A 25723-nucleotide genomic window follows, 5' to 3' on the forward strand; every position below is an offset into this window, starting at 1 on the left:
GCCTCCCGGGAGGGCGGACGCATGCGTCGGCCGGTGTGCTCAGGTGGTGACGAGGTCCCGTAGGCCGGCGGGATCGCCTGCGGCGATGTAGCGGAAGCTCTGTGGAGGGCGGAAGGGTGCCTGCTCGCGTAGGTGGTGCAGCGGTAGCGGCTCGTTGAGGCGGTTGACGGTGGTGAGGTGCAGAAGGTGTGCGTTCACAGCGCCATCGAGGTAGGTGTCGTATTCATCGCGGTTGAGGCCGAACTGCTGGTGGAAGCGTCGCCATCCGTCGTCGGGGGCGCAGACGGTGGTGGCGCCGAGTCGGGCGGTGCCGACGATGGCCATCTGTGGGGAACTGGCGTAGAGGATGATCGGTGTGCCTGGGGCGGCGTTCACCGGGCGTCGTCGGATCTCGATGTTTTTGGTGCCGTTCAGGATGGCGGTGGCGAAGCGGGGGCGAAGCGAGAGCAGCAGGGTGCGCTGATGGTTCATCGGGCTCGGCCTTCCTGGTAGAGGGCGGCGAACAGCGCGGCGGTGATCCGCGTTGGTTGTTGCGGCGCGGTGGCCGGGCCGCCGTGTGTGGCAGCGAGTCGGCGGAACGTTTGCCGGGAGATCGGCCGCGGGAAGATCTCGGTGTTGGTGAACCGTAGGGCTTGTGCGTGGCCGTTGCGGGCGACTCTGTGCACGGTGTTTCTGTCCCAGACGCCGAGGTGCTGGAAGCGGTCGTAGAGGTCGTCCGGTGGGGCGGTGACGACGGCGTCGAGTTGGGAGCAGGCGATGATGGCCGCTGGTTGTTGGGTGGTGGTGCCGCCCTTGCTCATGTACCAGAGCAGCCGTGCGGGAGCCTGCGGCCTGGTGCCGCCGGGGCTGCGGTAGTAGACGTGTTCCCGGCTGATGCCTAGGGCGTCGTGTCGCGGGAAGATGCTGGCGGGTACGCCGAGCAACTGGCTTGAGAAGGGCTGCTGTATGGGGATGAGGTAGGTCGGCAGCTCACTGTCGACGATCTTGATCGGCCACCAGATACGTTCGAGTTCGGCGGCGGCGACGGCGGGCATACCAGATCGTAGCGGTGCGGGTGCGGGCAGTCCGGCAATCTTCGCAGCGGAGATCGCGGCCCGCTCGACCTCCGCGGCGGGGCCCACTGTGGCGATTGCGTAGCCGTAGAGGGTGCCGTCGGTTTCCTGGAAACCGTCGTCGACCGCAGCGAGTCGCGCCTGGGGTGACATGTGGGGATCAGTAATCTGGATCATGGGGAGCGCGGCGTCTCGTGCTGACTGCCGTAGGCGGAACAGCAGCTGCCGGGCGAGGGTGTCGGCGAGTGGCTGGTTCGCCACGCGCAGCAGCGGCACTCGTAGGACGCCGGACGACTCGGTGGTGGCGTAGGCGGCGACGAGTTCGCCCGTGGATTGGTAGATGCCCAGCCGTTGGGCGCCGCTGACGGCGAGCTTGTTCAGGGCGCCCTGGAGTTGGCGTGGCCGTTCCCCAGAACGGTGGTTGCGCAGCGCTTCGATCGTCTGGTTCTCGCCGCTGCGCAGGCGTCGCTCGACGTAGCCGGTGTCGAGGAGGCTGGCCGGACGGTAGGCCTCGGCGTTCGCTAGCTCGTCGATGTGGATGACCACGTCGGCGGGTCGCATGATGCGCAGGCCGTGTCGCTCGGCAACCTCCCGGTAGATCCTGGTGAGGTTCTGGTCGTTGGTGACGAGGACGTTCAGGTTAGCGGCGATGGCATCACCGACGTGCTGCAGGTCCAGCAGGTCTTGGGTGTCTCTCGGGTTCGCGGGATCCAGCGGGCGCGTGTATCGCTGCAGTTCGTCGATGATGTGGGCACGCGCGGCGGGATCGGAACGCACCGAGGGGAACGTCTGCACCCGGTCGGTGCAATGGGCGCGAAGATCGCTGTCCAGCCGGTCGATCTCGGTGTTCAGCGCCGCGGTGCGGACGATCTCCAGGAGCCCCACCAGGTGCGGTGCGAGCAACGCGTGCGACTCGTCGGCGTTGGTGCGGCCGGCCTCGGTGAGGTCACGCACCACGTTCATGTCGATCGCCGCTCGGACCAGGACGGTGTCAGCGTCCGCGGAGAGCAGGTTGGGGTGGTCGTGGTCCCGCCACCAGTCGATCAACGGTTCTCCGCTGCTTCCACGGCCTGGGCGTTCACCGCGCTGCGCGAAGCCGAGATGGATCCACATCTTACCAAGGCGGTAGTCACGCCGACAGCGCGCAGCGATGCCGAGGTGATCTTGGTGGAGATCGCTGATTCGCTCGACAAGCAGCCGGGCGATCCCCTTGCCGCGCCAATCGGGGTCGACGCATAGGTGACTGAGCCGCACCCGTCGACGTGCCAGTGCGAAGAGTGCGTAACCCACGACCCGTTCGCCGGCGTGGGCCACCAGCAGGGTGCCCTTGACGGCGGCGTCATCGTAAGCGGAGAACGGCATGTGACCGAGAGTCGCGCGGGCAGCGTTTCCGAGCTGGATGGCCGCGTCGATAGCTTCCCGATCTTGCGGGCCCGGTGTCACCAAATCGATCGAGGTGGGACTGTCGGCACTCCCCATTGCCAGCATATACGCAGTGTCAACGATCCACTGTGAAGTGTGAAGGCCTCGGTGCTACGTCGCCAGGGCCTCGTGGCGCTGGCCCGGCCGGCGGGTGCACGTTGACGAACACGCCACCGCCATCGGCGAGCCGGGCGAAGTAGTCCGGTGCCTGCGATCGCACGCGGACGGCGTGCCACCACGACAGCCAGAACCATCGCCACTGCGACTGGGGAGGCGCCATGTCGCATGGTGGCTGAGGTCAGGGTCCGATCCACCGCTCAGGTCGGCGCGCTCGTCTCGGACTGAGCAGTGCCGCCCGGGGCCGCGCCGTCCGACCCTGGGCCGAACACCTGCTGGATCGGTAACCAGCCTTCGCCCAGATCCTGCCCAGGGGGCGGCACGACGACCGGGTCGTCGCCGATGTGCGGCTCGCCGAGGTAGATCCGGCCTTCGTGGCGGAAGGTGGTGTCGGAGACGACTACGGGCGTTTCGAAGACCTCATCCTCGACGGGCAGCCAGCCGTTGGCGTACAGGGTACGCGCGAAGTTGAGCGTGGCGATGGTCAGCACCATGATGTGGGCCACCAGCGGCGCGGCGGCCCGAAAGCGCTCGGCAACCCCAAACGACCGAGTCCGGGCGAGCCGGTCCGCGTCGCTGTGCACGACGTCGCCATAGAGCCAGGCGAACCCGAGCACGTTGTCGGTCACCCGCTGCGACTCGTTCGAACCGGCCTTCGACAGATGCACCTCGTACCCGCGCAGCACCTCGCTGCGGGGCTTGATCGCTACCCACTCCGCCTTCAGGCCCTTCAGGTGCTCCATCGCCGAGGGCGGCACCTGCCCAGCGTGCAGGAAGAACCCGACCGCCTTGAAGAACTTCCCCCAATGGGTCGGGTCCTCATCGAGGATCAGCGGCCGAAGCCGGGCAGCGGCTGACTCGACCACCTCTTCCGGCGGCAGCTCCTGGACCACGGTCTGCGTCTCCCGCGCGGGATCAATGACAACTTGCATCGTCATCTGCGCCAGCGCGACCAGGGCGGCACGGTCCTGGGCGAGGGAATGGGCCTCGACCCGGCGGGCCCGGGGCAGGAACGCGAGGAGCGCGGCTCGATGGCCACGTTCAACTTGATCTCTATCCGTCATGGTCAGTAGCCCCTTGTGTGGCAAGCAAATTGCGTCACAGGCCCTCATTGAGCAGCTACTGTACCGCCGCCGCTCGACACGGGACCCCTCCGTGATCGCCGGCCTCAATGGCCTGCGCCTGTTCACCGACGCCGCCTGGCGGCGTGCGACCCGCACTGCGGCCGCATGAGCCGCCGCCGCGACACCTCCAGGCGCGCCGATCTCGGCACCACATCCAGCAGCGCATCCGACGGGTACACCGTGGCGGTCTGCCGCCGCGCTGCTGAGGCACCCCGCAGGTTTCGGACTTCGACCGTACCGCCCAACTGGCACGCCTGCGCCAGAGCCTCGACGGCACCGCACGGTTTGCACCAGCGACTGCCTCAACGCCTGCGACTACGCCAACGTCATCGTCGTCCAACCATCCAGCAACGCCGTGAGAGGGGCGGCTGACGACCGTGCCGGTCCCCTATCGTCGTACCGTGTTCAACGCGTTCATGAAGAACGAACTGCTGCTGGCGATGCTTGAGACCGTGGCCGGGGATGATGTTGATCTGGAGCCGGCCAGGAAGGCGTTCGAGGAGACCAGAGGCGACTTCCGTGCGAAGTTCACCGCCGCAGTGCGGGCGCGGCTGGCACAGTCGGCAGTTCCTGAGGTGTTCATCGACCTACCGGAACACCCCGAGCTGCTCCGAAAGTCCGACCTTGAGGCGTTGGTCCGACCGGCCGCGGACGGATTTCTGCGTTCCCACCCCTCCAAAGAAGAGCTACTGAAGCAGGTCGTGACAATCCGGCGCCGTCAGGAGCGGCGGCCGACGTGGATTCCGCGTGTTGACCGCGACGGCAAACCCATGACGTCAGCAGCGGTCAGGCCGCCGGAGGACGAACGCGAGCCGGACCGACCGCTGCCGATCGCCGCCCTGTCCGAACTCGGCGCGGTGACCATCATGCTCCCCGCCGCCGAACAGGAACGCCCCGAACTGGCCATGGTGTCCGGCGGCATCGGCGCATGGGAATCCGCACTCTTCACGTTCCTCGGCCTCGCAGACGGCGCGCCAGCCACAACTATCACGATCGACGCGACGGCCAACGAGTCACTGATCCCCGACGACGTGCGCTGGTGGTCACCCGAACCGGTCCAGCCGGTGCCGGCCGCGCAGGACCCAGGCGTAGCCAGCGAGCTGCTCGCCACGAGCCCGACCCTGGGTGGGCTGCCGGTGATCGACAACTCGCCGGAGCGGTACGAGGTCGTCGTTGATGCCCTCGCGGCCGTGGGCGACTGGCGCCACAGCCCGCGCTGGACGCTAGAAACCTGGGACCCCGGCGACAACTCCGCCACCCTTGCGCTCGCACACGCCGCTATCGCCGGGTGGGCAGACGAACAGCGCAGCGGCGTCGTGGTGTTCGTATACGGCGGAGCAATGTACACGAGCGAAGGCCTGGTCGGCGTCCCGAGCCCGCTGCACAGCTACGTCCTCGTCGCGACCCGGTCCGCCGACGGCACCGACACCGTCGACACGGTCCACCGCGTCAACCTCACCTGCCCCGGCGAGAACTGGTGCCACCGGGGCGGATGTCCGGACCACGACGTCCCGGAGCTGGCAGCGCTACTCATGCCGGCCGTCACCATAGGACACGTCGCAGAGGCAGCCGGCGACAGCACCCACGGCCGCTGGGCCGATTCGTACCACCGGCTCTACGGCGATGGCGAAGGCCCCGACTACGCCGACCGCGTCCTCGAACACCTTACATCGACACTCGCGCGTCATGGCTGGGCTGAGCTGACCGACTCCACCTGGGAAGGCCGCCTGGAGCAGACACTGCTACGTCGTGGCGAGCACTGCCTGACCGCCGCCTACGACCCCGTCACACGGCAGATCCAACTCATCGACGGCAAGGCTGAACTCGAACTCACGCTGGACATGCTGGCCGATGACGGCGTGCTCACCAACTACGACGGACAAGACACCGTCGACACAAGCGAGGAGGCGACCGAACGCTGGGGCGCTGAACTGCTAACCGCCGCCACCGAGCTCCTCGCTGGCCGCATCAACGAGCTCCCCCAACTCGCCGCACCCATCCAGGTCACCGTTCTCGGCCTCCACCCACACGCCGATGGCATACTGCGCGGACCCGAAGCACCCGCCCTCGTCGAGCACCAACTCGAAGCCTTGCTGCTCACCACAGGGGTTCTCACCGCACCCGAGTAGACCAATGCGGGCAACGCCCAGCACCAACACGACCCGTTACACCAACTTCGAGGGCGTGGTGCAGTCAGCTGGACTCAAGATCGCCGGATCCTGTCTCTGGCGGTACCGCTGCCCCACGGCACGCCTTGCCTCCGGCCTTCGACGAGAGTCACCACCCAGCTCCCGAGTTGGCCGCCGCCCCGCCGGTGGGTGGACCGTCGGAAGGCACAGGTGGCGAGCGCCGGTCGATGGGCCCGTACCGGCAGGTGGGTCGGCGTCGGTGGAACGGGTGAGTCCATCGAAAGGGCACGGTCATGGTGACGTGAGGTGTGATCTTCAAACGGTGCGGGTGCCGGGACGACCAGCGGCGGCGATTGGAGCAGTCCTGCCCCCGATTGGGGGAACGTGGCCACGGCACCTGGTACTTCCACTGCTCCGCCAGGAACCTGCTCGGCCACTCCGAGCGGGTCCGCCGTGGCGGCTACCCCTCGCAGGCCGCCGCCCGCCACGCCCGCGACGAATGGCTGACCACGACCGAGGCGGATCGAACGGCACAGGGCTGGACGGTCGAGCGGTGGCTGCGGCACTGGCTCGACAACCGCACGAAGATCCGGCCCACCACGCGCTTTCACTACACCCGCGACGTCGACACCGTCCTCATCCCGCAGCTCGGCCGCTACCGCCTGGCGGACCTCGACGCCCCGCTCCTGCGCACCGTGTTCGCGCAGATAGCGGCCACCAGGAACAGCAAGGGCCGTCCGCAGTCCGCCTCGGCGATGCACCACCTGCGCACCACCCTGCGGGCCGCCTTCAACCTCGCGGTCAAGGAAGGAGTCCTGGACCGTAACCCGGCCCGGCACATCGAGATCGCCGGCTACCAGCAACCCCACGCCAGGGTCTGGACCGACGCTCGCGTCGAGTCCTGGGAACAGACTGGTGCCCGGCCGGCCGTGGCGGTCTGGACCGCCGACCATCTCGCCGAGTTCCTCGGCGCCGTCAACGACGACCCCCTGTTCGCCCTCTGGCGGCTCGCCGGGCTGCGCGGACTACGCCGCGGTGAGCTGTGCGGGTTGCGGTGGTCCGACATTGACCTCGACCGCGGCACCCTGACCATCGACCGTAACCGCACCACCGCCGGCTACCAGGTCGTCGAAGGCGAACCGAAGACCCCGGCCGGGCGGCGGTCGGTCGCCCTCGATAAGCGCAGCGTGCAGATCCTGCGCGTGCACCGCCGCTACGAGCAGGACCGAAAGGCGGAGGCGGCAGAGAACGGCACGCCGTGGACCGACACCGGATACGTGTTCACCCGCTCAGACGGCCAACCGATCAACCCGAACTACGCCACCACCCGCTTCCGGATCCTCGTCCGCCGAGCCGGCCTACCCCCCGTGCGGCTACACGACCTGCGCCACGGCGCCGCGTCCCTCGCCCACGAAGCCGGCGCCGACCTCAAAACCCTGCAGGACCTCCTCGGGCACTCCAGCATCGTGGTCACCGCCGACACCTACACCAGCGTCCTGCCGCAGATCCAGCGCCGCTGCGCCGACGCCACCGCCCAACTGGTGCTCAACGCCGCCCGCCGCACACCCGGAAGAAGATCAAAGCCAGGGCCCGTAAGAACCGGCCCGACCGCGGTCCCAAAGCCGGCACCCCGGCGCCGACGAAACCGAAAACAGGTGCTCCGACCCCTCCGAAGCGCAAGCAGGCCGCAAAGCCGCAGGTCACGTCCCGACGAACCCGCGAGAAGACCGTCTCCGGGGCTGCACCCACATCGCACCCACGTGACACCCACCGTCCACTCCGGCCGGACAGCAGAAAGGGCCCGAACCGCATTCCCGCAGCCCGGACCCCTCTTGATCTTGTGCGCCCGAAGGGACTCGAACCCCTAACCTTCTGATCCGTAGCCGAGTTCGGGTGCGTCCTCGCAGGTCCAAGCCCTGCAGGGGCAGGTCATTCTCGACTGTCGATGGATCGGCGGGCATCGCGCTTCCCCTCGAATCCGCGTGCGGTACGTCCGCGTCAGTTCCCCGACGTCCGAGCAGCCACCGAGCAGCCACGATCGCCGCGGGCCGCAACCTGGGTAGCCGAAACGGACCAGGTGGGGTGATCATCTGCGCAGTTGCCGGCGGGGGGAGACAGCGTCGATGAGAGTCCGACTCAGGATGCGGCACACCTCGGCAGCCCCCGGCCCAAGCGCCGCTGGGGTCATCAGCTCGTCATGTGGCACCTGGATGGGCTCGTTCTACAGGATCAGGCTGGCGGTCCGCTGACGGGGCTGCCTGCTGACCCGGCCGACCGACATCAACTGCGGGTTGTTGACGCCGACACCCATGGCCACCTGGTCGCCGTCCAGAATCCTCAGACCGCCGATGAGACGCAGCAGTCCGGCGATCTCGATCTGGTCAGGCAAGGCATCCGGGTCGAGGCTGGCGCCCAGTCGCCCCGAGCACTGCCCGCCGGCAGGCATCGTGGAAAGAATCTTGGAGATGGCGGTTCACGATCAGCCCCTTGACGCCCTCAACCCTCCAGAGTCGCGCAACCAACGCCGACCAGATCACGAGCGAGGTGTAGTGGAGAACATCAGCTGGGGGTGGGCGGCCGTCGCCGTAGTCGGCAGCCTCACCACCCTGGCAGGGCTGTGGATCCGCGTGCGGTGGCGCGCCCAGCAGGAAAAGGTCCGCGGGGAATCGCTCATCGCGATCGCCGAGGCCTTGCCCGGCGGCGGTCGGCTCCGGGACCAGCGGGCCGACGGATCGTGCATCACACTGAGCGTGCCCGCCACCGACCGTTCCGGAGGCCGCCGTGGATGACCGGACCGCCGACCAGGTCGAGCCGCCGCAGGGTGACCTGGAGATCCACGCGCACGCCTACAAGGTGCGCTGGGCCGGGGTCAGACCTCCACTCGTGACCACGGACGCGCCCCTCAAGGTGGACACCCAGCGGCGCGTCGAGGAGTTCAGCGCCTTCTACCGCGGGTTCGCCACCCGCCTCGCCGGCTGGTTGATCTGGCAGGGTGCCTCGGAAGCTGACGCCTACGACATCATGCAGGAGACGATGCAGACGGTGTTCCGGCGCTGGGAGAGCATCGAGTACCCGAAGGCGTTCGCGCGGGAGACTGCTTCAAGGGCGTACGTTGCGCGGCTGGCACGGGTCGACCCCGTTCCCGTCGAGGACATCGCCGACCGCATGCCACACAGTCACAGCGGGTCCGCCCTTGCTGACGTCAAGCACGACATCCGGAAGGCACTCGAGAAGATGCCGCCGCGGCAGGTGCAGCTGCTCGCCTGGTCCTTCGAGGAGCACACGCCCACTGAAATCGCTGCCCAGTTGCAGATGACCCCGGAAGCGGTTCGCAGCAGCCTTTACAAGGCCAGGAAGAAGCTCGGTGAGCTGCTGCAGGCTCAGGACGCGGACGACCAGTGAGCGAGGGGGCGATGTTGAAGGACCAGAGCATGCGGATGCCAGACCCGCTCGCCGCGGCAGCTCGCGCGGAGCTGGACGACATTCAGCGCCGTCTCGACGCGGCATGGGATGTCGAGGCGGGGCTGCGGGACGTCCTGCTGGAGGAGCGCTACCACCGATTCGTCGACGAGCAGGGGACCGGTTTCGACGTAGAGGCCGGCTTGGCCGATGTGCTCAACACGGGCCTTGGGCTCCTGGGCAAGGGATCGGCCAACCTTCTCCATCTGACCTACCGGTTCCACGCGGATGCCGACTGCGTGCCGGTGTTCGACGTGGAAGCAGAGAGCACCCTCAGCCGTGTGAGGCGGCTGGCGTGCGACATCGAGGAGAGGCTGCTCGAGATTGAACGTGAGGTCATCGATTTTGTACTGCCAGAAGACCTGTTCGGTCACATCACAGATGCGCTCGACGAGGCCACGCGCACCGCTGATGACCTGTCCGACCTAGCCGACGAGCTCGAGCAGGGTGCCGTGACCCTTGAGGAAGCCCTGGGCGTGGTCAGGGCGACATCGGGGGCATTGGTGGAGCTGAGCTCGGTGCTCCGCGAGGCGTTGGCGGGGCTGAAGGTGCTCCGCATGGTGTCGGAGGACCACTACACGGTCCACCAGCCGCCTCGACCGGAGCCGCTGCTAGACCTCGCCAACGAGGTGAATGAACTTCAGCAGCCGATCAGGCGCCTGTTCGACCAGGCGGACGAGGTCGTCGGATCGCTGCGATGACCGACCGAGGCGGGGGAACACTCCCCCGCCCCGGGCTGGCCCACACTACGTGGCGTCGACCACCTCGGTGACGTCCCGCTCGGCGGTTGAGCGGTAGGTGTCGCCGCCCTGCTGCTCGGGCGCCCCACTCGTCGAGGTTGCTGGTGCAGTCCTGCACCCTCTCCAGCCAGGACTGTCGTAGCCCGGTGCGACGATGCCGAGGGGCATGATCGATGCGACCGGTTGTCGTCCAGCAGGATTCGGCGAGGTCAGGGAGAGGGTGATCGTCGACTTGAACGAGAGCCGCAGGTCGAACGCGCCGCAGTTGGCGTTCAACTACCTACCGATCGCCTTCTCGGCCGACAAGTTCGCCGGGGGCCTGACCAAGTTCGAGTCGCCCGAGCAATTAGTACTCCAGCCGGGGATTGTGATCACGGCTCGATGAGGGCTTGCCGGGCGTAGTGGCTGGTCATGGCTCGTGCTTGGTGACGGCGTCGGCGTACGGACCAGAGCAGTGGGTCGCAGCGGCGGCGGCCGGGTTCGATGATCAGGATGTTGAACAGGTGGCGTAGTTCGTTGACGGTCAGCGCGATCAGCCCGGCCTCGTCGGAACGGCTGCGGTGTGTGGTCGCGCGGCGAGGAAGGCGTGGGCGAGGATCGCCAGGGTGGTCCAGCGGTGCCAGGACGTCCAGCGGCGGTGTTGGTGCTGGTCCAGGCCGAGTCCGGTCTTCGCGGCTTGGAACGATTCTTCGATCTTCCAGCGGCGGCCGGCCACCAGGACGAGGTTGTGTAGCGGGACGACCTCGGATGCCCAGCAGCGGTAGAAGGCCAGCTCACCGGTGCGGCGATTGCGGCGGATCAGCAGCCAGTGGTGCCCGCGGTGGGTGTCGGCGGCGTGGGGCAGCGCGGTGAAGGACCAGTCGTAGTAGCGATAGCCTTTCGCGCCTCGACCCGCCGACACCCGCTGCCAGGCGGTGGCAGGAAGGCCGGCGGCGAGGGCGTCAACGCGGTAGACGCCAAGGCCGGTGATCACCTGATGCGAACAGGCCACGGCCAAGACGTAGCCCAGTCGCAACTGACGAAGCCGTGTGCCCAGGCGCGGATCGTTGCCGTAGGCCTCGTCGCCGGCCACCCATCGGCATGGCAGCCCGGCGGTGACCGCTGCGGCGATCATCCGAGACGCCAGCTGCGGCTTGGTCGCGAACCGCACCTGCTCAGGGACACCGGCCTCGGCGCGGCGCTCGGCGTCGTCGCACCAGGACTTGGGCAGGTAGAGCGCCGTGTCGAGCATCGCGTGACGAGCGTCGGTGGCGTAGACGAGGTGTACGGCGACCTGACAGTTCTCGATCTTTCCGGCGGTGCCTGAGTACTGCCGCTGGACGCCGACGGTGTGCCGACCCTTCTTCAGATCGCCCGTCTCGTCGATGACCAGCACAGCCTCGGCATCACCAAGGTGGTGGCCGACGAACTCGCGGACATCGGCGCGGACCTCGGCATCGTCCCACTTCACCCGGGTCAGCAGGTCCTGCATCCCGTCCGGACCCGTGTCACCGGCATGCTCCGCGATCGTCCAGCAGTTCTTCTGCGGCAACGGCGCCAGCAAGCCCCGGACGAAGTCACGCACCCGCCGGCGAGGCTCCGGCCTGCGGAAACGTTGCCCGACCGTCAGCATCAGGTCGTCGAACAACACCCGCCACCGCTGGGCGTCTACCCTATATCCGGCAGCCACCGCTGCATCGTGGTCAGTCCACACAACCGCCCATGATCGACGGTGGCTGCCCTCGTTCCCGCGTCGCATCAAACCGCAGCTCAACCAAGGTCAACAACCCCGGCTGGAGTATTAGGGCCTGTGTCGAAGTCGGTCACAGCCACTCGTTGATGGCCGCGAGGTGGATGGTGGCTTCGTAGCGCACGGCGAGTTTGTCGAATCGGGTGGCCACGGCCCGGTTGCGTTTGAGGCGGTTGATGCCGCACTCCACGGCGTGACGTTGCTGGTAGAGGTGGGGGTCGAAGGCGGGCGGGCGGCCGCCCTTGGATCCCTTGGCCCGCCGGTGGGCGTCCTGGTCGGCCTTGCTCGGGATGGTCGCGGCGATGCCCCGCCGGCGCAGGTAGGCCCGGTTCGCCTTCGATGTGTACGCCCTGTCGGCCAGGACTCGGTCCGGGCGGGTCCTCGGGCGGCCGGTGCTCACGCGGGGAACACGGATGGAGGCGAGGACCGGGATGAACTGCGGGCTGTCGCCGCGCTGCCCGGCGGTCAGCACGATCGCCAGGGGTTTCTGCCCCTGCTCGCAGCCCAGGTGCAGCTTCGTGGTCAACCCACCCCGCGACCGGCCGAGCGCGTGGTCTGCCGGCTCGACGCTGACCCCGCCAGGCGGTTCGACCTGCAGATCCCCCTTTTCCGCGCTCCGGCCGCATGCTGATGGGCCCGAGCGCTGGTGGAGTCCACACTGACGTCCCAGGTGATCCGCCCGGCCGCGTCGGCGAGAGCCTGCAATGCGGTGAGCACCCGCTGCCAGGTCCCGTTGCGCTGCCACCGCCGGAACAGGGCATACACCGCCGACCAGGACCCGTACTGCGGTGGCACGTCTCGCCACGGGGCGCCCACCCGGATCCGCCACCGGATCCCGTCGATCAACTGCCGCCTGGTCCACAACGACGGTCGACCCGGCCGCTTCGGCGCCGGCAGCAACGGCTCCAGCACCGCCCACTGCACGTCGGTCAGGTCGAACCGCCTCGTCACCGCTAGGGTGTCCACGAGGTCTCCGGTTTCAGGTTCTGCTTGGTCGCTGAACCATCTACCGGAGACCTCACCCATTTTCGATCTTCGACACGCCGAGCGGTCACGCCACCTCAGACACCACCGCCGACTTCGACACAGGCCCTAGTACTCCAGCCGTAGATGCTCAATCTAAAATTTCGGCAGCTCATCGGCATGATCGCGGTCCGGTTTATGTTGGCCGTGCAGCTGCGGATGTCGATGCTATTCGGCGCATGGGTCGGGTGATCGCACCGTCTGTCTGTTGTGGTTGGTCGCAGGGCGGGCAGGCTCCCTTGCTTGTGTTGATCGATGAAATGGGTTGGCCGCCGCGTCTGCCGGCATCGCCTGGCTAAAGGATGTCTCGTAACTCGGTGAAGGCGTTGCTCGGCAACGGCGCTGGTGTCACCCCGCGAGGATGATGTTGTGGAGGTGGGCGATGCCGGAAGCGGTGTCGGTCAATGTGTGGGCGGCGCGGCGGTAGTCGCGCAGGATCTTGAAGGTCTTCATACGGGCCAAGGCGTGTTCGACCTGCGCTCGGATGGTGCGGTGTTGCTTGTTCAGGTCGGCCTTCCAGTCGGGTAGCTCGCTGCCGTCGGCGGGTTTGCGGTACGGGATGATCACCTCGGGGTTGCCGCGGTAGGCGCCGTCGGCCATGACCGGCCGCCCGTCGAGTTTCTGCTGGATGCCGCTGGTGCGGTAGACGATGGTGTCGTTGCGGTTGCCGGGCTGCGGGTCGCCGAGGGCGACGACGAGGCGGGTGTGGGCGTCGATGGCGACCTGCAGGTTCGTGCTGTAGCGGTAGTTCTTGCTCGGGGCGGCCAGGCGGTGATCCCGGGTCGGGATGAGGGTGCCGTCGACGATGGTGATCTGGTCGACGCGGCGCCGGCGTCCGGGCGCCAGAGCGAGCAGGGGGCCGACGGTGTCGATGACCCGATGCGCGGCGGAGTGCGACACCCCGAACAGCGGGCCGATCTGCCGCATCGTCAGGTTCGTGCGCCAGTACGCCGCGACCAGCAACACCCGATCGGCAAGGTTGAGAGACCACTGCCGCCCCGGCCGCCCGTCAGCGATCGCATCACCGCCACGCTCGGCGACCAGCCGGACCAGCCTGCGGAACTGAGCGGGCTGCAGCCCCGTGAACGGGAAGATCCACTCCGGGCGGGCCGCCGAGATCACCTGCACCCCGACATGATCCACCATGGACCGACCACCGAGTTACGAGACGTCCCTTAGGGCAGCGTGCATCGCGTCGCGGTCGAGGATCACGCATTCGTGCTCCAGGCACGCCATCTCGTTGTCAATCGGCTTCTTCACGGTGAACAGATGGCGCCCCTCCTGCGTGCGTAGACGCGCGAACGGAACACCGACCTTCGACATCCCGTACGACCAGCTGGCTGGTGCGTACGCCTGGTCGTCCTGCACCGAAGGCTCTGTCAACACCACATGCCGCTCGGCGAGTGCTGTGATCAGTTTTTGCAGGTCATTGACGCGGTACTTGGCTTCAACTTCATGATCATTCTTAGCCGGCTCGTGGGTCACAGGCAGGCAGCATACGAGAATCGCAGGTCACGCGAGTTCGCAACACCGCGAGTGCAATGTCGGAACTTTGTCGGAAGAATGTTGGAAGAAGTCGCTGAGTAGCCGACGCATCACAGCCTTGCACTACAGTGCTCCCACGCCACTGTGTCTCGCCCCGCGCGAGCGTTCGTACCCATCGGGAGTTGCTGATGTCGAGCGTGCCACCACAAGACGTGGCCAAGGCATGGATCGCTCTTGGCCAGATGCTGGCTCGCAGCCGCAAGGCCGCTGGTTACACGCAAGAGACGTATGCACCTCGGGTGAACTATGGACGGAGCACGATCGCGAACGTGGAGACCGGCCGGCAGCGCGTGGGGCGCGACTTCTGGACCCGAAGTGACGAACTGTTGGGGACCGGCGGCAGACTGTCCCGGGAATACGATCGCATCCGGCTCACCAGCACTCGGCACCTGCCCAACAGCGTGGCTGCCACTCAGGCGTTTCAAGTCGCTGCGGATCCGTCGTCCTCCACAGCTGTGGAGATGCTCGCTCGCACGTCCGGGAGCGATTACCTGATGGGCGAGTGGAACAGCTTCTCCAAGCTCACCAGCATGCTGGCCCAGCAGCGCCAGGCGGTGTCACCCGACGCGCTACTGGGTCTGGTCGAGGCCCACCGTGATTGCCTGTCGACGCTGTACCACAAAGCCGGCCGTGCACCCATCCGTGCTGATATCGGAGCGATGCTCGCCGAAGCCTCGATCGTTGCCAGCCGGCTGTGGAGCGCGCAGGGCAACCGTGCCCTCGCGCTCGCTCACTGCGCCTACGCTCGCCAGCTCGGCGACAGGCTGGGCAGCCGCAGGATCAGCGCGACGGCACGCATCTTCGAGAGCAACCTCCACTCGGAAGCCGCCACACTGATCGAAGCAGACGGTGACATCATGATGGGCCTGCGGCTACTCGATGAGGCCGCCCGCGCGTCCACCGATCTCAGTCCCGCCGCACGAGCTCGAGTAGCTGCCGAGCAGGCCCAAGCCTACGCTGCCCTGCGACTTCCACGCGAGGCCACGGCGGCCCTGAGGCGGGCGGAAGAAGCGGTCAACGACTTGTCACCCATTGACTGTGTCGGCCTCTACAGCGACTGGAACAGCGCCCGCCTCCACGTCTATGCGGGCACATGCCATCTTCTTCTCGGCCAGCCCCACCAGGCTGTGACCGTGCTCGAAAGTGCAGTACAGATGCTGGAACACGACCACGCCAACGTCAACGTCGCCCTGGCAGCAGCCGTAGACCTCGCCAGCGCCTACGCCGAGGCTGGCGAACTCGAACAATCCTGCACCCTGCTTGGCAACACCTACGACCAGCTGAAAGCAGGCGGGAACCATCGAGGCATCGCTCGAGCTCAACGAGCCCGACAGCGGTTGGCCCGATGGCGCGACGAGCCGGTTGTCCTCGAACTTGAGGAGCAGATGGCTGCCTAACGGGCAGCCGGCGACCCGCCCGCACTCAACAGCGAACTGACGGCGGCCACCACCGTCGTAGGGTCGAGACTTTCAAGTACCAGGTCAGGTTCGTAGGATGCCAGCTCTTGACGCCCAATCCGGTGAGCGACGACAGCGACACGAAAGTCGGCGTGACGTGCGCAAGCGATATCGTTGGGCGCATCCCCGATAACGATCACCCGAGCAGAATCGAGCGAATCACCGTAGATCGCGGAGTAGCGCCGAGCTACGACCGCCGGAAGCTGAAAGCGATCTCGCGCGTCCGATCCGAACCCGCCGATGCGAAGATCAAGAAACTCATCCAAGCCCGCCACGTGCAGCTTCACGTCGGCGGTCGAACGCAGATTGCCGGTCAGCACGGTCTGGATGAAACCACGGTCGTGCAACTCCGCGATGCTCGCCGCAGCACCTGGATACGGCGGCTGAACCTCAGCCAATTCCTGCCTGCCCTCTTGCATGACCGCGGCAATGGCCTGACGGAAGGCGGGTATGCCCGCTTCCGCAGCTGACGGGTCCACGCCCGAAGCGATCGCCGTGTCGACGGCGATCGACTCGTCCGTATACCCATGCACCTTCTTGTCAGGGAAGACAACCTCGGACTGGGCGATGCCGTACGCACGAGCAATCGCGCGCGTCAGCCAGCGCAAGTCTGCGGGGATGAGCGTCCCGTCAACGTCCCAGATGACCAAGCCGGCGCTGCTGTGGTTCATAGAAGCATCGTCGCATGGGCACGGGCAGCTAACCCTGTCGAGCATCGCCGGGTTCGCGGCCGGACCGAGACGGCCAGACGGCGGACGCGGTCGCGGCAGCTGGTGTCGGTGGATTGTCATAGTCCAAGGACCTGCCTGTCCGAAAACCGGACGTCGGCGACTGTAACGGTGCTGGCTCGACTGGCGACTCCGGTAGCTGGTGTTCACCTCGGAGCAGCGCCCCGAGCCGCGGGCACTGGACCAGCATCGCGCTGAGATCCCGCTCCTCTGCGACGGCCGCGATGAGGCGGAGCGCATCGGTGGCCAGACGGAGTGCGCCGAGTTCCACGACCGCGCCGGCCTCCCCTGCCAGAACCGGGTCCGTCAGCCGTGTCCACTCCGGCAGCATGGCCCAAGACGCGTACAGGTGATCGTCGAGCCAGGCGACGGGCTGAGCCGCGAAGAACTCCCTCCGGTCGGTGGGAACCTCGACGAACACTGGCGTCGAGTAGACCGGATTAACCTGGGCGGCGGCCAGCAGAAGCGGGTCCTGCACCAGGGTGGCGTCCACGAGTTGCGCGAACGACGGCGTCCAAACAACCATGTGGCCATTCGTCGTGCCATCGGCATGGACGACCGGCGGTCGTTTCCACACGCCGACCTCGGACACCTCGGTAAACGTGTCGGTCACCCGGTACAGCGTGGCGCACGCGGCGACCGCCTCGGCCTCGAAGCCAAGGTGCCGCAGCGCCCCACTGACCTGATGACTCGTCGGGACACAGGTACCCACCGGCATGCCGCTCTGCGCCTGGTGCAGAACGGCTAGGACCGCGAGCAGCGGCACCATCTCCACCGGCGCGTCGACGAGCCGTCCGAACATCGGACTGTACTCAAACAGCGGCATCAGCGCCGTCTCGTCCGGGCGGTGAGGACGCCGGCTGCCGGGCACGCGGGTGGGCAGGATCATCCGGCGGATCGGCTCCCGCCGCTGCCGACGGCCACTGCGCTTGCGATTACCCACCGAGCCTCCCGACGCGAACACCCGCACCGCCGTCCCGTCGATGCTGACATGTCGACAGCCGGACAAGACAGCGACAGACCCCACCAACAAGCTGGAATCTGGACCGAAGCCATTCATGCGGCTGCTCGCATCGCGGCGGCTGTCTGCGGTGTCGACCGCCTCGCGGTGTCTGGTGGCATCGCGAGGAGCCCGGTAGTTTCGGGTTTCGGGCACTTCCGCTTTCGTCGATAGGGGCGCCGGCCACGTGTCGCAGATCGAGAAGATCGCCGGTGAACTCCGCGCGTTGATGACCGGTGTCGAACGCGCGCAGGGGTTGGCAGGCGCCGCCGACAGCCAGGCGCAGGAGGTGGCGTTGCGGGCCGCAGGTGCGGGCTTCGTCGCTGTGGCGGCGGGTGTGGCGCGGGTACGCAACGCGATCACGGGCATCCAGGGCGGCCTGGGAAGTCTCGCCGGGTCGATCGGGGAGGCGACGAAGGCCACCGCGGCGGTGCCGAACGAAGCCACCCCCCAGGAGACGATCGCCGGGCTGGCGCCCGTGCAGAGCGCCGTCGACACCGCGCGTGATGCGGCGGCCGGGGCCATCACCGGAGTCGGGGAGGCGCAGCAACTTGTCGCCATGGTCCTGCAGGGCGGGCAGCCCGGGCCGCTGCTGCAGGCCCTGGACAGTATCAAGCAGGTCCTGGTGCTGGTCGTTGCGCGCACCGGCGGGGCCCGGCAGGCCGTTGAGGCGGCGATCGCGCAGGCCCGGCAGTTGGGGTCGTCGGGAAACTGACAGGGGCTGGCGGTCATCCACCGGCCAGCCCCGCTCCTGCTAGCACCGGCAGCCCACCCCCGACGACCTCCCCCCTGGGTGGCGCCGTCTACACGGACAATGACGTAGTAGCCCTGTGGACCAGGCGTCCCACCGGTGTCGCCGGCGGGTCACCTACCGGACGTCGAACCAGGATCTCTGCGAACGAGAAGCCACGGGAACGGCGTGCCCTGGAGTTGGAGAACGAGTGTGCTGACAGGGTCGCCGGCAAGGGGTACCGGGTTCACCAGAACCCCATGAGGCAGGAGGTCGCGGATGCTCGACGCGAGACCGGGGATTCTGGGAGGCCGGAGAAGGCACCCGACTTCCTCATCGAGGGGCATGTCTTCGACTGCTACGCGCCCACTGCTCCTGTTCCGGCCCGTGCCGTCTGGAGCGCGGTGTCCAGGAAGGTCGACACGGAGCAGACCCAACGCGTGATGTTGAACCTCCACGACTGGCGAGGAGATCTCACCGCCCTGCACAAGCAGTTCCACGACTGGCCCATCGCAGGACTGAAGGAACTGGCGGCGGTAACGCGCGGCGGTGCGATCATTCAGATCATCCGGCGAGACTGATGAAGGGGTGCAGATGGCTGTCGAGTACCGGCTGACGCTGGCGGGCGACATCCCACTCGAGCAGGTGGCGGAACTGGCCGCTCTCGGAGCGGTCGAGATGTCAACGGCGTCCGGCGGTCGGAGGCTCAGCGCCGACCTGAACGACGAGCACGGGTACGTCGTGGACATCACCGGCGGCAGGCACGGCTACTACAGCGCCGAGGACGACGGGGGCTCCCTGTGGCAGTGGGAGCCGGAGACCTACGTCGACGTCAGCTTCTACATGCGCAAGGACACCCTGGCCGACAAGGGCAAACCCCACATGCTGGCGACCGTGGCCAGGATCCTCGCCGGCAGGGCCGAGGACGCGGCCCTGACCCTCAATGGCGACGTGCTGATGCTGACGCGCGTCGCCGGAGCCATCCAGAAACACAACACCGACGGCTGGTACGACGAAGACTACGACAGGTTTCTTCACCCCTGACGGGCATGCGTCCTCGGCTGGACCCACCACAGCCACTCGCCCCCGACCAACCCGACCGGAAGTGCCTCAGTATCCGCAGTCATGACCTCACGCCCGGACGGATGGTCAGCCTCACCTTCGCCCGAGGCGAGGACTTCCTCACCGCCCTCGCCGACGCCTGCCGCGCCGCGGCATCCGGCACGGCTAGATCCCCGTCTTCATCGCCGGGTTTAGCACCGGAGAGATCGCTGGCGCCTGCCAGCATCCTGACGACCCCAAGCCCCAGTGCATGTCGCGCTGGCTCGCAGGGCGCCATTACTCCTGGTGAATCGGCACATGTGATCTTGGGTCTCACCGTCCCGTGCAACACGACAGCCTGCCGCTACGGCGCACGCATATCGGCCATGAGCGGACACCTGCCGGGGACGGTCGCCGTGGCATCCAGGTGGGCCATCTCCACGGCCGGGGCAGCAAGCCCGTAGACCAGGCGTCCCGCTGGCTTGCCCGGCGGGCCTCGCCGCTGAACTCAGCAGCGGTCTAGTGGTTCTGATGAGGTCGATCCCCAGTCTTCGGCGTGGGTGAGACCGAGGGCTGACAGCGCGTCGGCCACAGCCGCCCGGTGTACGGCCTCCACGTCGGCGGTCAGCGTCGGCGCCCTGTGGGTGATGGTGACTGGGTATGACGTCAGTGGGGCGGTGCCGGAGTGGGCGACGGTCAGCTCACCTTCGCCTTGCCCCGTGGTGTGGTCGAGGTGGGTCAGGTGCAGGGCGTAGGAGGGCACCTGACCGGTGGCGTAGCCGTCGAACGGGGAGCGGGCGGCGATCGTGCCGTCGAGGCACCACCATGGTGCCGGTGGTCGCCCCTGCCAGTGGTGGTCGGCGAACAACTCGTGTCGCACCGACCGGTACTGCCAGGCCAGCACGATTGCGCGCCGCACGCGGGCGTCCAGACTGCCCAGCCCTTCCGCCCGTCCGGTGGTGGCCAGTAGCCCGGCGAGCCGCTGGCGCACCCAGGGCGCCAGGACCTGCCCCAGCCGGTGTGGCCAGGCCTGCTCGGCGGCCTCGGCGGCGAAGCGCAGCGCCGAGGCCAGCCGGGCCAGGCGGTCATCGACGTCGGGCCAGTGTTCAGCGGCGCGACCGGTGTGGTCGGGCAGCGCTGTGGCGTGACGACGAGCGACGTACTCGACGGTCGCGCGCAGCGCCCCGCCGGCGGCCAGGTCGACATCCTGCCGGTTGTCGCACCACGACCAGTCGCTCTGATGTCGCAACAGCTTCTGCGCGTAGGGATCGCGCAGCACTTCCTCACCGTGGTCACCGTGTGGAGGACGGGTGGCCGCATCGACCACCTCGGCGGCAAACAGCAACGCTTCGGCGTACCTTGCCGGTGCCGACGACACATCCACCCGCGTCACCTCCCACTTGCAGTGACACGATGCCACAACCATGTGACCCGCCATGCCCGCTCCGGGTGGCGTTCCCGCCCAGCGGGGGGAGGACAGCCCCACTGTCCATACGTGATGGAACTACCCCTGGACTCCGCGTACCCCACAGACGCATCACCGCCACCGGCTCATCAGCCCGCCCGGACCCCTCGCACACCAGCAGACCGTTACCGACAGTTGCGGCACAGAACAGATAACATCCCCGCCGAAACAGAGGAGCACCAACGGAGCACCATCCGCCCGCAACGTGAAAGACCACGGCACATGCCGGGACACAAACAAGGCCGCGACCCGAATTTCAGCTGGTCACGGCCTTGATCGTGAAGTGCGCCCGAAGGGACTCGAACCCCAAACCTTCTGATCCGTAGCGACATGTTCAATACAAAAAGAACCTGGTCCAGCCCAAATCCAGCCCGTCCACCCCGATCCGAACACCTTACTGCAGGTGCGGGATTTGGGCGAAGTTCATCAATATGCAATCCACTCAAAAGTAGAGTCGAAAATCCGGCTCAGTCCAGTCCGTCCGGGCCAGTTTCCCGACGTCCGAGCACCCACGGAGCACCCCCGATCACCCCAGACCTCGTTGCGCAGGGTCCGGACCGCTCCGCATCCTCGCTGTGGTCAGGTTTTGACTGCGGTGTTGTTGTGGGCAGCGCGGGATGCGGCGATCAGTGACGCGCCGAGGTTCGCCGCTTTCTGAGGGGTGAGCCGGATCGTCGTGCGGTCCCAGCAGCCAGACAGCAACGATGCGGCCAGGTTCCGGACCGTGTTGTGGTTCATCCCGTCGAGCTTGGTCATGTCGGTGGGGCGCTGTTCCGGATTGTCGATGGCCAGCGTCACTGATGGCGGCTCGTCGTACCCGTCGGGGGAGTTGAACGCCTGAAGGTCGACCGTCGCCATCTTGATGTCGTTGGCACATTCGTTGTGCTGGCCGTACACGGCGGCCACGTGCCGGTCGTGCAGCCGGACGCCGTCTTCGGTAAGGCACTCCCCACCGCACCACACCGGGCACTGCGGCTCGGCCGGCTTGGCGGGTGGAAGCAGGTAGCCGGCGTGCGACCACATCGCGAAGTCCACCACCGCGTCCAGCGCCTGCTCCTCGGTGCAGTTCAACCGCACAGCCTGCTCAGCGACACTCAGGCCCTGCTGGGCAAGTCGCTCGGCGACCACGCCGCGGAACACACTGATCTTCTGTTCAGCCGTCAGGCCCTCGTCGTGTACCACCAGGTCGGCCACGGTCTGGTGGAGGCTCGGCCGGTCTGGCGTCGATGCTGGACCAGCCGTTCCGGCCTTGGTCAACCGGCTGTCTGTATCGTGCGCCATGGCCACAACCCGTCCGACCGCCATCCGCACCTGCTCAGCCTCGTCCAGCGTGAGACGTAACGCCGCTGTCGCGCCCTCGATCACGAACTTCACCACCGGCTCGACCGCGTCGGCGTGCTGCTCCAGGTCGACCTCCAGCCCCGGCGGCCGGTACGTCCCATCGCTGCACGACTCGCCGGCAGTACTCACCGAGCTGTGCAACGACAACAGCACAGGCGGCGAGTCGTCTGGCCAGTGGATGCGATCCTCGAGGTGGTCGCCGTCCTGGTGCATCGCCACGCACCAGGACGGACACGCCCGCTTCAACCAGTACGGCCGGTGCGTCTGACCGGCTACCGTGACCGCCTTCCTGATGGATGTGGCGAGGTAGCCGGCGTCGCCCAGGCTGAGCGGATCCCGGGCGGACACGAAAACCTCCGCCGGTGTGCTCTCCTTCGGCTGGTCAAGGTGCTCCAGTGAGGAGATCTCCACCGCCATCCCGCCGACCTCACCCTTGTGGGTCTCCATCACCGTCCGGGAGTGCCCCCGGGCCCGGTCACCCGGACTACCCAACTCCTCCTCGGCGTGGACCTTGACGCACCACGACGGGCAACCGCCGAGGTGCGCCGTGATGCTCGAGCTCACGATCTGGTTCAACAGAACAACCATATCGAAAGGTTCACACATGGCTATTGTGGAAGGACGGACACCGTGTCCACCAAGCTGGCAGCGCGGTAACCGGAACCGGGGGGTGGGGTGCCGGCCCTGGGTTCGGGGTATGCCCTGAGCCGGCGCTCGAAGGCCGACAAGGCCGCTGCCGAAGCCACCTCCTGCCGGGGCGGTGACGCCCAGCCGGGGGAGCGGGCGGCAAAACATGATCTTGCGTGATGTGCGCGGGGTGTGCTCTCCAGCAGATGCCAACCCGGGTCAACCGGTGCCAACGCGGGTCACCGCGGCCGACCGCCGGTCGCAAACCGGGGTACGTGTGCTCGAGCTGTGGTCCTGGGCTGGGCAAACAGGGCTCCGGCGAACACGGGTGAACGTGGGCCACTCCCTGCCACCCCAGGTGAACCCCCAGGTCGCTAGACTAGGCCCTCGCGCCCTCGTAGCTCAGGGGATAGAGCATCGGTTTCCTAAGACGACGCTCTATCTTTACCCGGAGGCTGACTACCTGCGGGTTCCTATTCTGTTTTCAGAATAGTGGGTCGCACGCGCCTGTTGCTGTGCTCGCTTGCCGAAGATCAGCAGAACGGGCGTAAGTCCTGCTCAGGCTATGCTTCGGGTCCGACGTGCCTTGCCTCGATCCGGCGAAGTTGCCGCGCCGCGTCAGTCTACGGTGCCGCGAGAGCGTGGGCCAGCAGCGTGGCGAGTTTGGCTGCGCGTCCCGGATGGTGATGACCGCCCCAGAGAACTCGTACGATGGGGTATTGAGCGAAGTCGGGGTGGCCGGTCCGGTTCTGCGCGGCGAGGCCGGTGCGGGCGGCGTTGTGGAGGATGGCGCGGAGCTGGTCGTATTCGTCGCGTGGTGTGGCGGGGTGGTGGTTGACGACGAGTCCGGCGAGGAGTTGCCGGTCGGCTCGGCGCGGACGCGGGTCTTGGTTGGGTGGACTTGGAAGCCCTCGTCGCGGGCGATGTCGGTGACGGGGGCGATCAGGTCGTGGGTGCGGCGGGTGGTGAGGTCGCCGGAGAGAGCAGACCCGAACACGCAACACCGCACCATCCGAGCCCATGCTTTGGCTCGCATGGAGTCCTGAGCGACTACCGCCGCACCCGAAAAATTGACTGACGCTGCCTCTGGCATCGCATTTAGAGATTAGAGTCCAGCCTCGCTGGCTCCGTAGGCGGCCTGAGAACGGGTGTAGCCGTCGCCGGCATCCGAGGATAACTGTTCGATCAGTCCCTTGCGGGAGAACGCGCCGTTCCTGAGGTAACTCTGGGCCGACTTGACTGCCTGCTCGTTGTAGTCGATGTTGAGGGAGTCCACCGCGTATGTTGATGCCTCCAGCGAGTATCCGTCGCCGGCATCCGAGGATAACTGTTCGATCAGTCCCTTGCGGGAGAACGCGCCGTTCCTGAGGTAACTCTGGGCCGACTTGACTGCCTGCTCGTTGTAGTCGATGTTGAGGGAGTCCACCGCGTATGTTGATGCCTCCAGCGAGTATCCGTCGCCGGCATCCGAGGATAACTGCTCGATTAGTCCCTTGCGGGAGAACGCGCCGTTCCTGAGGTAACTCTGGGCCGACCGAACAGCATTCCGCTGCTCCGCCGACACCGGCTTGGCGGTGGGGACTTCGGCAGCGGGCTTGACTACCGAGGGCGCAGTTGCCCGGTCCGCTGAGTGTTCTCTTATCGGCTTTGTAGTGGCATCGGTGACGGACCCGAGGGTCGATTCACCAGTCCTCGCGAGGGCTTCGGGCATGGTGGGTGCGGCCTTCGAGCGCACGTTGGGCGGTAAAGGCTGCTCGGCACCTTTGGCGACCTTGCGGCTTGGTACCGACAGGTAATCCGCGATGACGGCGACGGCGAAATCCGCCGCGTTTCGGGCGGCGAGCGGCTGTGAGCCCTTGGCATCGACGATTTCCTTGGCACCGTCGGCCCGGTCGCTGATGCCGCGGATGACCAGCGCGGGCACCCGGCAAACGTGGCAGGCCCGGACCATGCCGGCGCTCTCCATCTCGATCGCGCCCGCGTCGTTGTAGTCGTTCTCCAGTTGGTCCGATAGCGGCTGCGTGCGGGAGTTGAGCACCACGTCACCTGCAGCGACCGGCCGGAAGTGGACCGCTGGCGCATCCGGATGGTCGCGATAGGTTCGGGCGACTACCCGGGCCCGCTGTTCGAGTTCCCGGTCGGCGTCGTGAGAGCGCGGCCGCGTGAGAAATCCGCGGTCGCTCACGATGCCGCTCTGATATGCGTACACCCGGGTTGCGGTGAGAACATCGCCGATCTGGAGATCGTCGTGCAGGGCACCGGCGATCCCGACGAACAGGATAGCGCTGGGACGGAACATCTCGACGGCGTGCGCGACCGCCAGCGCGGCGTCGAGGTTGCCCTGCCCAAGCTCTGCAATCGCCACCCGGCCGTCGGTGTCGGGCAGATTGCCGACCTCGAACTCGATGCCCAGCGGATGCGGGCTCCGATCCCGATCATGCAGGTGCCGCCGCACTGCGTCGTACTCCACGGGCAGCGCGGTCAGCACGACAACCTGTACACCGCGCCGTTCGTTCACGAGATCAGCGTACCGGTGGGCATCTGGATGACGTAGACGAGCAGTGGCGCTGGGGTGGGGCGGCTTCACCTGCGGGTGGTGCGTACCGACCTGCACTCTATGGTCCACACGGCATGTCGTATCACCTGGTCCGGCTGGACAAACCGCTAACTTGCCGCCCACCCGGTTGCGCCAAGCTGGAGGACCGGCAAGGTCCGCCCTCTGACTGCGTTGCCCGAATTGAGCGCGTGAGGGGTGTCGCCGCCGACTCCGACGAGCAGGGCATGACGTCTTGGAAGCTCGGATCGCATCGGAGCTTCCGGCCGAGCCGGTACCCGCCGGACACCCTTAATGTGGTGGTCTTTGGGGGCAGCGCCAAAGATCGTCCACCCTGGACTCTCCTGGCTGCCGAGCAACGCCATCGTGCACCGACAGAGGTTGCCGACCCACGCCCTGTCGATCGCGAGCACCATATAGGTGTTCTGCCCACCTATGTA

22 protein-coding genes and 2 pseudogenes are annotated in these 25723 nt (G+C 67.1%); 11 read left to right on the forward strand and 13 right to left on the reverse strand.

Annotation, left to right across the window (positions count from 1 at the left end):
- Positions 1-39: 39 nt before the first annotated feature.
- The 3 genes from GA0070616_RS15530 to GA0070616_RS15540 form a co-directional block, all read right to left on the reverse strand.
- Positions 40-471: an ASCH domain-containing protein gene (locus GA0070616_RS15530; protein ID WP_091082566.1), complete on the reverse strand. Its 432-nt coding sequence runs from the start codon at positions 469-471 to the stop codon at positions 40-42.
- Positions 468-2540 (reverse strand): GNAT family N-acetyltransferase, encoded by a 2073-nt coding sequence (locus tag GA0070616_RS15535; RefSeq protein ID WP_091082568.1) that lies wholly within the window; start codon positions 2538-2540, stop codon positions 468-470. Before GA0070616_RS15535 ends, GA0070616_RS15530 begins: the two co-directional genes overlap by 4 nt.
- A gap of 251 nt (positions 2541-2791) precedes the next feature.
- Positions 2792-3655, reverse strand: a complete 864-nt coding sequence (locus GA0070616_RS15540; protein WP_091082570.1) for a hypothetical protein — start codon at positions 3653-3655, stop codon at positions 2792-2794.
- Positions 3656-4116: 461 nt separating this feature from the next.
- Here GA0070616_RS15540 and GA0070616_RS15545 point away from each other — a divergent pair, with 461 nt between their 5' ends.
- A complete protein-coding gene (locus tag GA0070616_RS15545; protein WP_091082572.1) occupies positions 4117-5844 on the forward strand; it encodes a hypothetical protein in 1728 nt (575 codons plus the stop codon).
- 308 nt (positions 5845-6152) lie between these two features.
- Positions 6153-7712 (forward strand): tyrosine-type recombinase/integrase, encoded by a 1560-nt coding sequence (locus tag GA0070616_RS15550; protein ID WP_245712783.1) that lies wholly within the window; start codon positions 6153-6155, stop codon positions 7710-7712.
- A 353-nt stretch (positions 7713-8065) separates the two neighbouring features.
- Here GA0070616_RS15550 and GA0070616_RS28160 read toward each other — a convergent pair whose 3' ends face one another.
- Positions 8066-8233 (reverse strand): hypothetical protein, encoded by a 168-nt coding sequence (locus GA0070616_RS28160; RefSeq protein WP_175440090.1) that lies wholly within the window; start codon positions 8231-8233, stop codon positions 8066-8068.
- 160 nt (positions 8234-8393) lie between these two features.
- Here GA0070616_RS28160 and GA0070616_RS15560 point away from each other — a divergent pair, with 160 nt between their 5' ends.
- From GA0070616_RS15560 to GA0070616_RS15575, 4 genes are all read left to right on the forward strand, one after another.
- On the forward strand, positions 8394-8633 hold the full coding sequence (locus GA0070616_RS15560; RefSeq protein ID WP_091082578.1) for a hypothetical protein: 240 nt from the start codon (positions 8394-8396) through the stop codon (positions 8631-8633).
- Positions 8626-9246, forward strand: a complete 621-nt coding sequence (locus tag GA0070616_RS15565; protein ID WP_091082581.1) for a sigma-70 family RNA polymerase sigma factor — start codon at positions 8626-8628, stop codon at positions 9244-9246. Before GA0070616_RS15560 ends, GA0070616_RS15565 begins: the two co-directional genes overlap by 8 nt.
- A gap of 11 nt (positions 9247-9257) precedes the next feature.
- Positions 9258-10004 (forward strand): hypothetical protein, encoded by a 747-nt coding sequence (locus GA0070616_RS15570; RefSeq protein ID WP_139128904.1) that lies wholly within the window; start codon positions 9258-9260, stop codon positions 10002-10004.
- Positions 10005-10209: 205 nt separating this feature from the next.
- Positions 10210-10428 (forward strand): hypothetical protein, encoded by a 219-nt coding sequence (locus tag GA0070616_RS15575; protein ID WP_091082587.1) that lies wholly within the window; start codon positions 10210-10212, stop codon positions 10426-10428.
- Here the strand turns inward: GA0070616_RS15575 and GA0070616_RS15580 are convergent.
- From GA0070616_RS15580 to GA0070616_RS15595, 4 genes and pseudogenes are all read right to left on the reverse strand, one after another.
- A pseudogene (locus GA0070616_RS15580) lies at positions 10415-11655 on the reverse strand (IS701 family transposase). The gene GA0070616_RS15575 and the pseudogene GA0070616_RS15580 overlap by 14 nt on opposite strands.
- Positions 11656-11845: 190 nt before the next feature.
- Positions 11846-12723 (reverse strand): annotated as a pseudogene (locus GA0070616_RS15585) (IS5 family transposase).
- 420 nt (positions 12724-13143) lie between these two features.
- Positions 13144-13923, reverse strand: coding sequence for a transposase family protein (locus GA0070616_RS15590; RefSeq protein WP_091090874.1), 780 nt, complete (start codon positions 13921-13923; stop codon positions 13144-13146).
- A gap of 33 nt (positions 13924-13956) precedes the next feature.
- Positions 13957-14280, reverse strand: coding sequence for a CYTH domain-containing protein (locus tag GA0070616_RS15595; protein ID WP_139128905.1), 324 nt, complete (start codon positions 14278-14280; stop codon positions 13957-13959).
- Between the two features lie 188 nt (positions 14281-14468).
- Between GA0070616_RS15595 and GA0070616_RS15600 the strand changes: the two genes are divergently transcribed.
- Positions 14469-15737, forward strand: coding sequence for a helix-turn-helix domain-containing protein (locus GA0070616_RS15600; RefSeq protein ID WP_091082592.1), 1269 nt, complete (start codon positions 14469-14471; stop codon positions 15735-15737).
- Here the strand turns inward: GA0070616_RS15600 and GA0070616_RS15605 are convergent.
- The gene (locus GA0070616_RS15605) at positions 15734-16468 is read right to left on the reverse strand and encodes an HAD family hydrolase (RefSeq protein ID WP_091082594.1); all 735 of its coding nucleotides are present in this window, start codon (positions 16466-16468) and stop codon (positions 15734-15736) included. The two genes, GA0070616_RS15600 and GA0070616_RS15605, sit on opposite strands and share 4 nt — an antisense overlap.
- A 28-nt stretch (positions 16469-16496) precedes the next feature.
- Complete coding sequence (locus GA0070616_RS15610) at positions 16497-17468, reverse strand: hypothetical protein (protein ID WP_245712784.1); 972 nt, start codon at positions 17466-17468, stop codon at positions 16497-16499.
- 244 nt (positions 17469-17712) lie between these two features.
- On the opposite strand from GA0070616_RS15610, the gene GA0070616_RS15615 reads away from it, so the two are divergent.
- The 3 genes from GA0070616_RS15615 to GA0070616_RS15625 all read left to right on the forward strand — a co-directional run bounded on the left by GA0070616_RS15615 (position 17713) and on the right by GA0070616_RS15625 (position 19299).
- On the forward strand, positions 17713-18240 hold the full coding sequence (locus GA0070616_RS15615) for a DUF6244 family protein (protein ID WP_091082596.1): 528 nt from the start codon (positions 17713-17715) through the stop codon (positions 18238-18240).
- 209 nt (positions 18241-18449) lie between these two features.
- The gene (locus tag GA0070616_RS15620; protein WP_175440270.1) at positions 18450-18836 is read left to right on the forward strand and encodes a CdiA C-terminal domain-containing protein; all 387 of its coding nucleotides are present in this window, start codon (positions 18450-18452) and stop codon (positions 18834-18836) included.
- A gap of 13 nt (positions 18837-18849) precedes the next feature.
- Positions 18850-19299, forward strand: coding sequence for a SitI3 family protein (locus tag GA0070616_RS15625; RefSeq protein ID WP_091090878.1), 450 nt, complete (start codon positions 18850-18852; stop codon positions 19297-19299).
- Between the two features lie 505 nt (positions 19300-19804).
- On the opposite strand, the gene GA0070616_RS15635 is transcribed toward GA0070616_RS15625, so the two are convergent.
- Both GA0070616_RS15635 and GA0070616_RS15640 read right to left on the reverse strand, forming a co-directional pair.
- The gene (locus GA0070616_RS15635) at positions 19805-20680 is read right to left on the reverse strand and encodes a hypothetical protein (protein WP_139128906.1); all 876 of its coding nucleotides are present in this window, start codon (positions 20678-20680) and stop codon (positions 19805-19807) included.
- 660 nt (positions 20681-21340) lie between these two features.
- Complete coding sequence (locus tag GA0070616_RS15640) at positions 21341-22549, reverse strand: DUF6907 domain-containing protein (protein WP_483819052.1); 1209 nt, start codon at positions 22547-22549, stop codon at positions 21341-21343.
- A gap of 821 nt (positions 22550-23370) precedes the next feature.
- Here GA0070616_RS15640 and GA0070616_RS15645 point away from each other — a divergent pair.
- A complete protein-coding gene (locus tag GA0070616_RS15645) occupies positions 23371-23775 on the forward strand; it encodes a hypothetical protein (RefSeq protein WP_091082608.1) in 405 nt (134 codons plus the stop codon).
- Between the two features lie 59 nt (positions 23776-23834).
- On the opposite strand, the gene GA0070616_RS15650 is transcribed toward GA0070616_RS15645, so the two are convergent.
- Positions 23835-25247, reverse strand: coding sequence for an Ltp family lipoprotein (locus GA0070616_RS15650; protein ID WP_139128908.1), 1413 nt, complete (start codon positions 25245-25247; stop codon positions 23835-23837).
- Positions 25248-25723: the final 476 nt, after the last annotated feature.

Origin of the sequence: Micromonospora nigra (assembly GCF_900091585.1) — a bacterium.
In the GTDB taxonomy this organism is placed as follows: domain Bacteria; phylum Actinomycetota; class Actinomycetes; order Mycobacteriales; family Micromonosporaceae; genus Micromonospora; species Micromonospora nigra.

Bases quoted from the DNA above. Each gene is read 5' to 3' on its own strand.
- GA0070616_RS15625 (WP_091090878.1), top strand. From the start codon at position 18,850: ATGGCTGTCGAGTACCGGCTGACGCTGGCGGGCGACATCCCACTCGAG.
- GA0070616_RS15640 (WP_483819052.1), bottom strand. From the start codon at position 22,549: ATGGAGACCCACAAGGGTGAGGTCGGCGGGATGGCGGTGGAGATCTCC.
- GA0070616_RS15530 (WP_091082566.1), bottom strand. From the start codon at position 471: ATGAACCATCAGCGCACCCTGCTGCTCTCGCTTCGCCCCCGCTTCGCC.
- GA0070616_RS15605 (WP_091082594.1), bottom strand. From the start codon at position 16,468: ATGAACCACAGCAGCGCCGGCTTGGTCATCTGGGACGTTGACGGGACG.
- GA0070616_RS15575 (WP_091082587.1), top strand. From the start codon at position 10,210: ATGATCGATGCGACCGGTTGTCGTCCAGCAGGATTCGGCGAGGTCAGG.
- GA0070616_RS15535 (WP_091082568.1), bottom strand. From the start codon at position 2,540: ATGCTGGCAATGGGGAGTGCCGACAGTCCCACCTCGATCGATTTGGTG.
- GA0070616_RS15600 (WP_091082592.1), top strand. From the start codon at position 14,469: ATGTCGAGCGTGCCACCACAAGACGTGGCCAAGGCATGGATCGCTCTT.
- GA0070616_RS15540 (WP_091082570.1), bottom strand. From the start codon at position 3,655: ATGACGGATAGAGATCAAGTTGAACGTGGCCATCGAGCCGCGCTCCTC.
- GA0070616_RS15570 (WP_139128904.1), top strand. From the start codon at position 9,258: ATGTTGAAGGACCAGAGCATGCGGATGCCAGACCCGCTCGCCGCGGCA.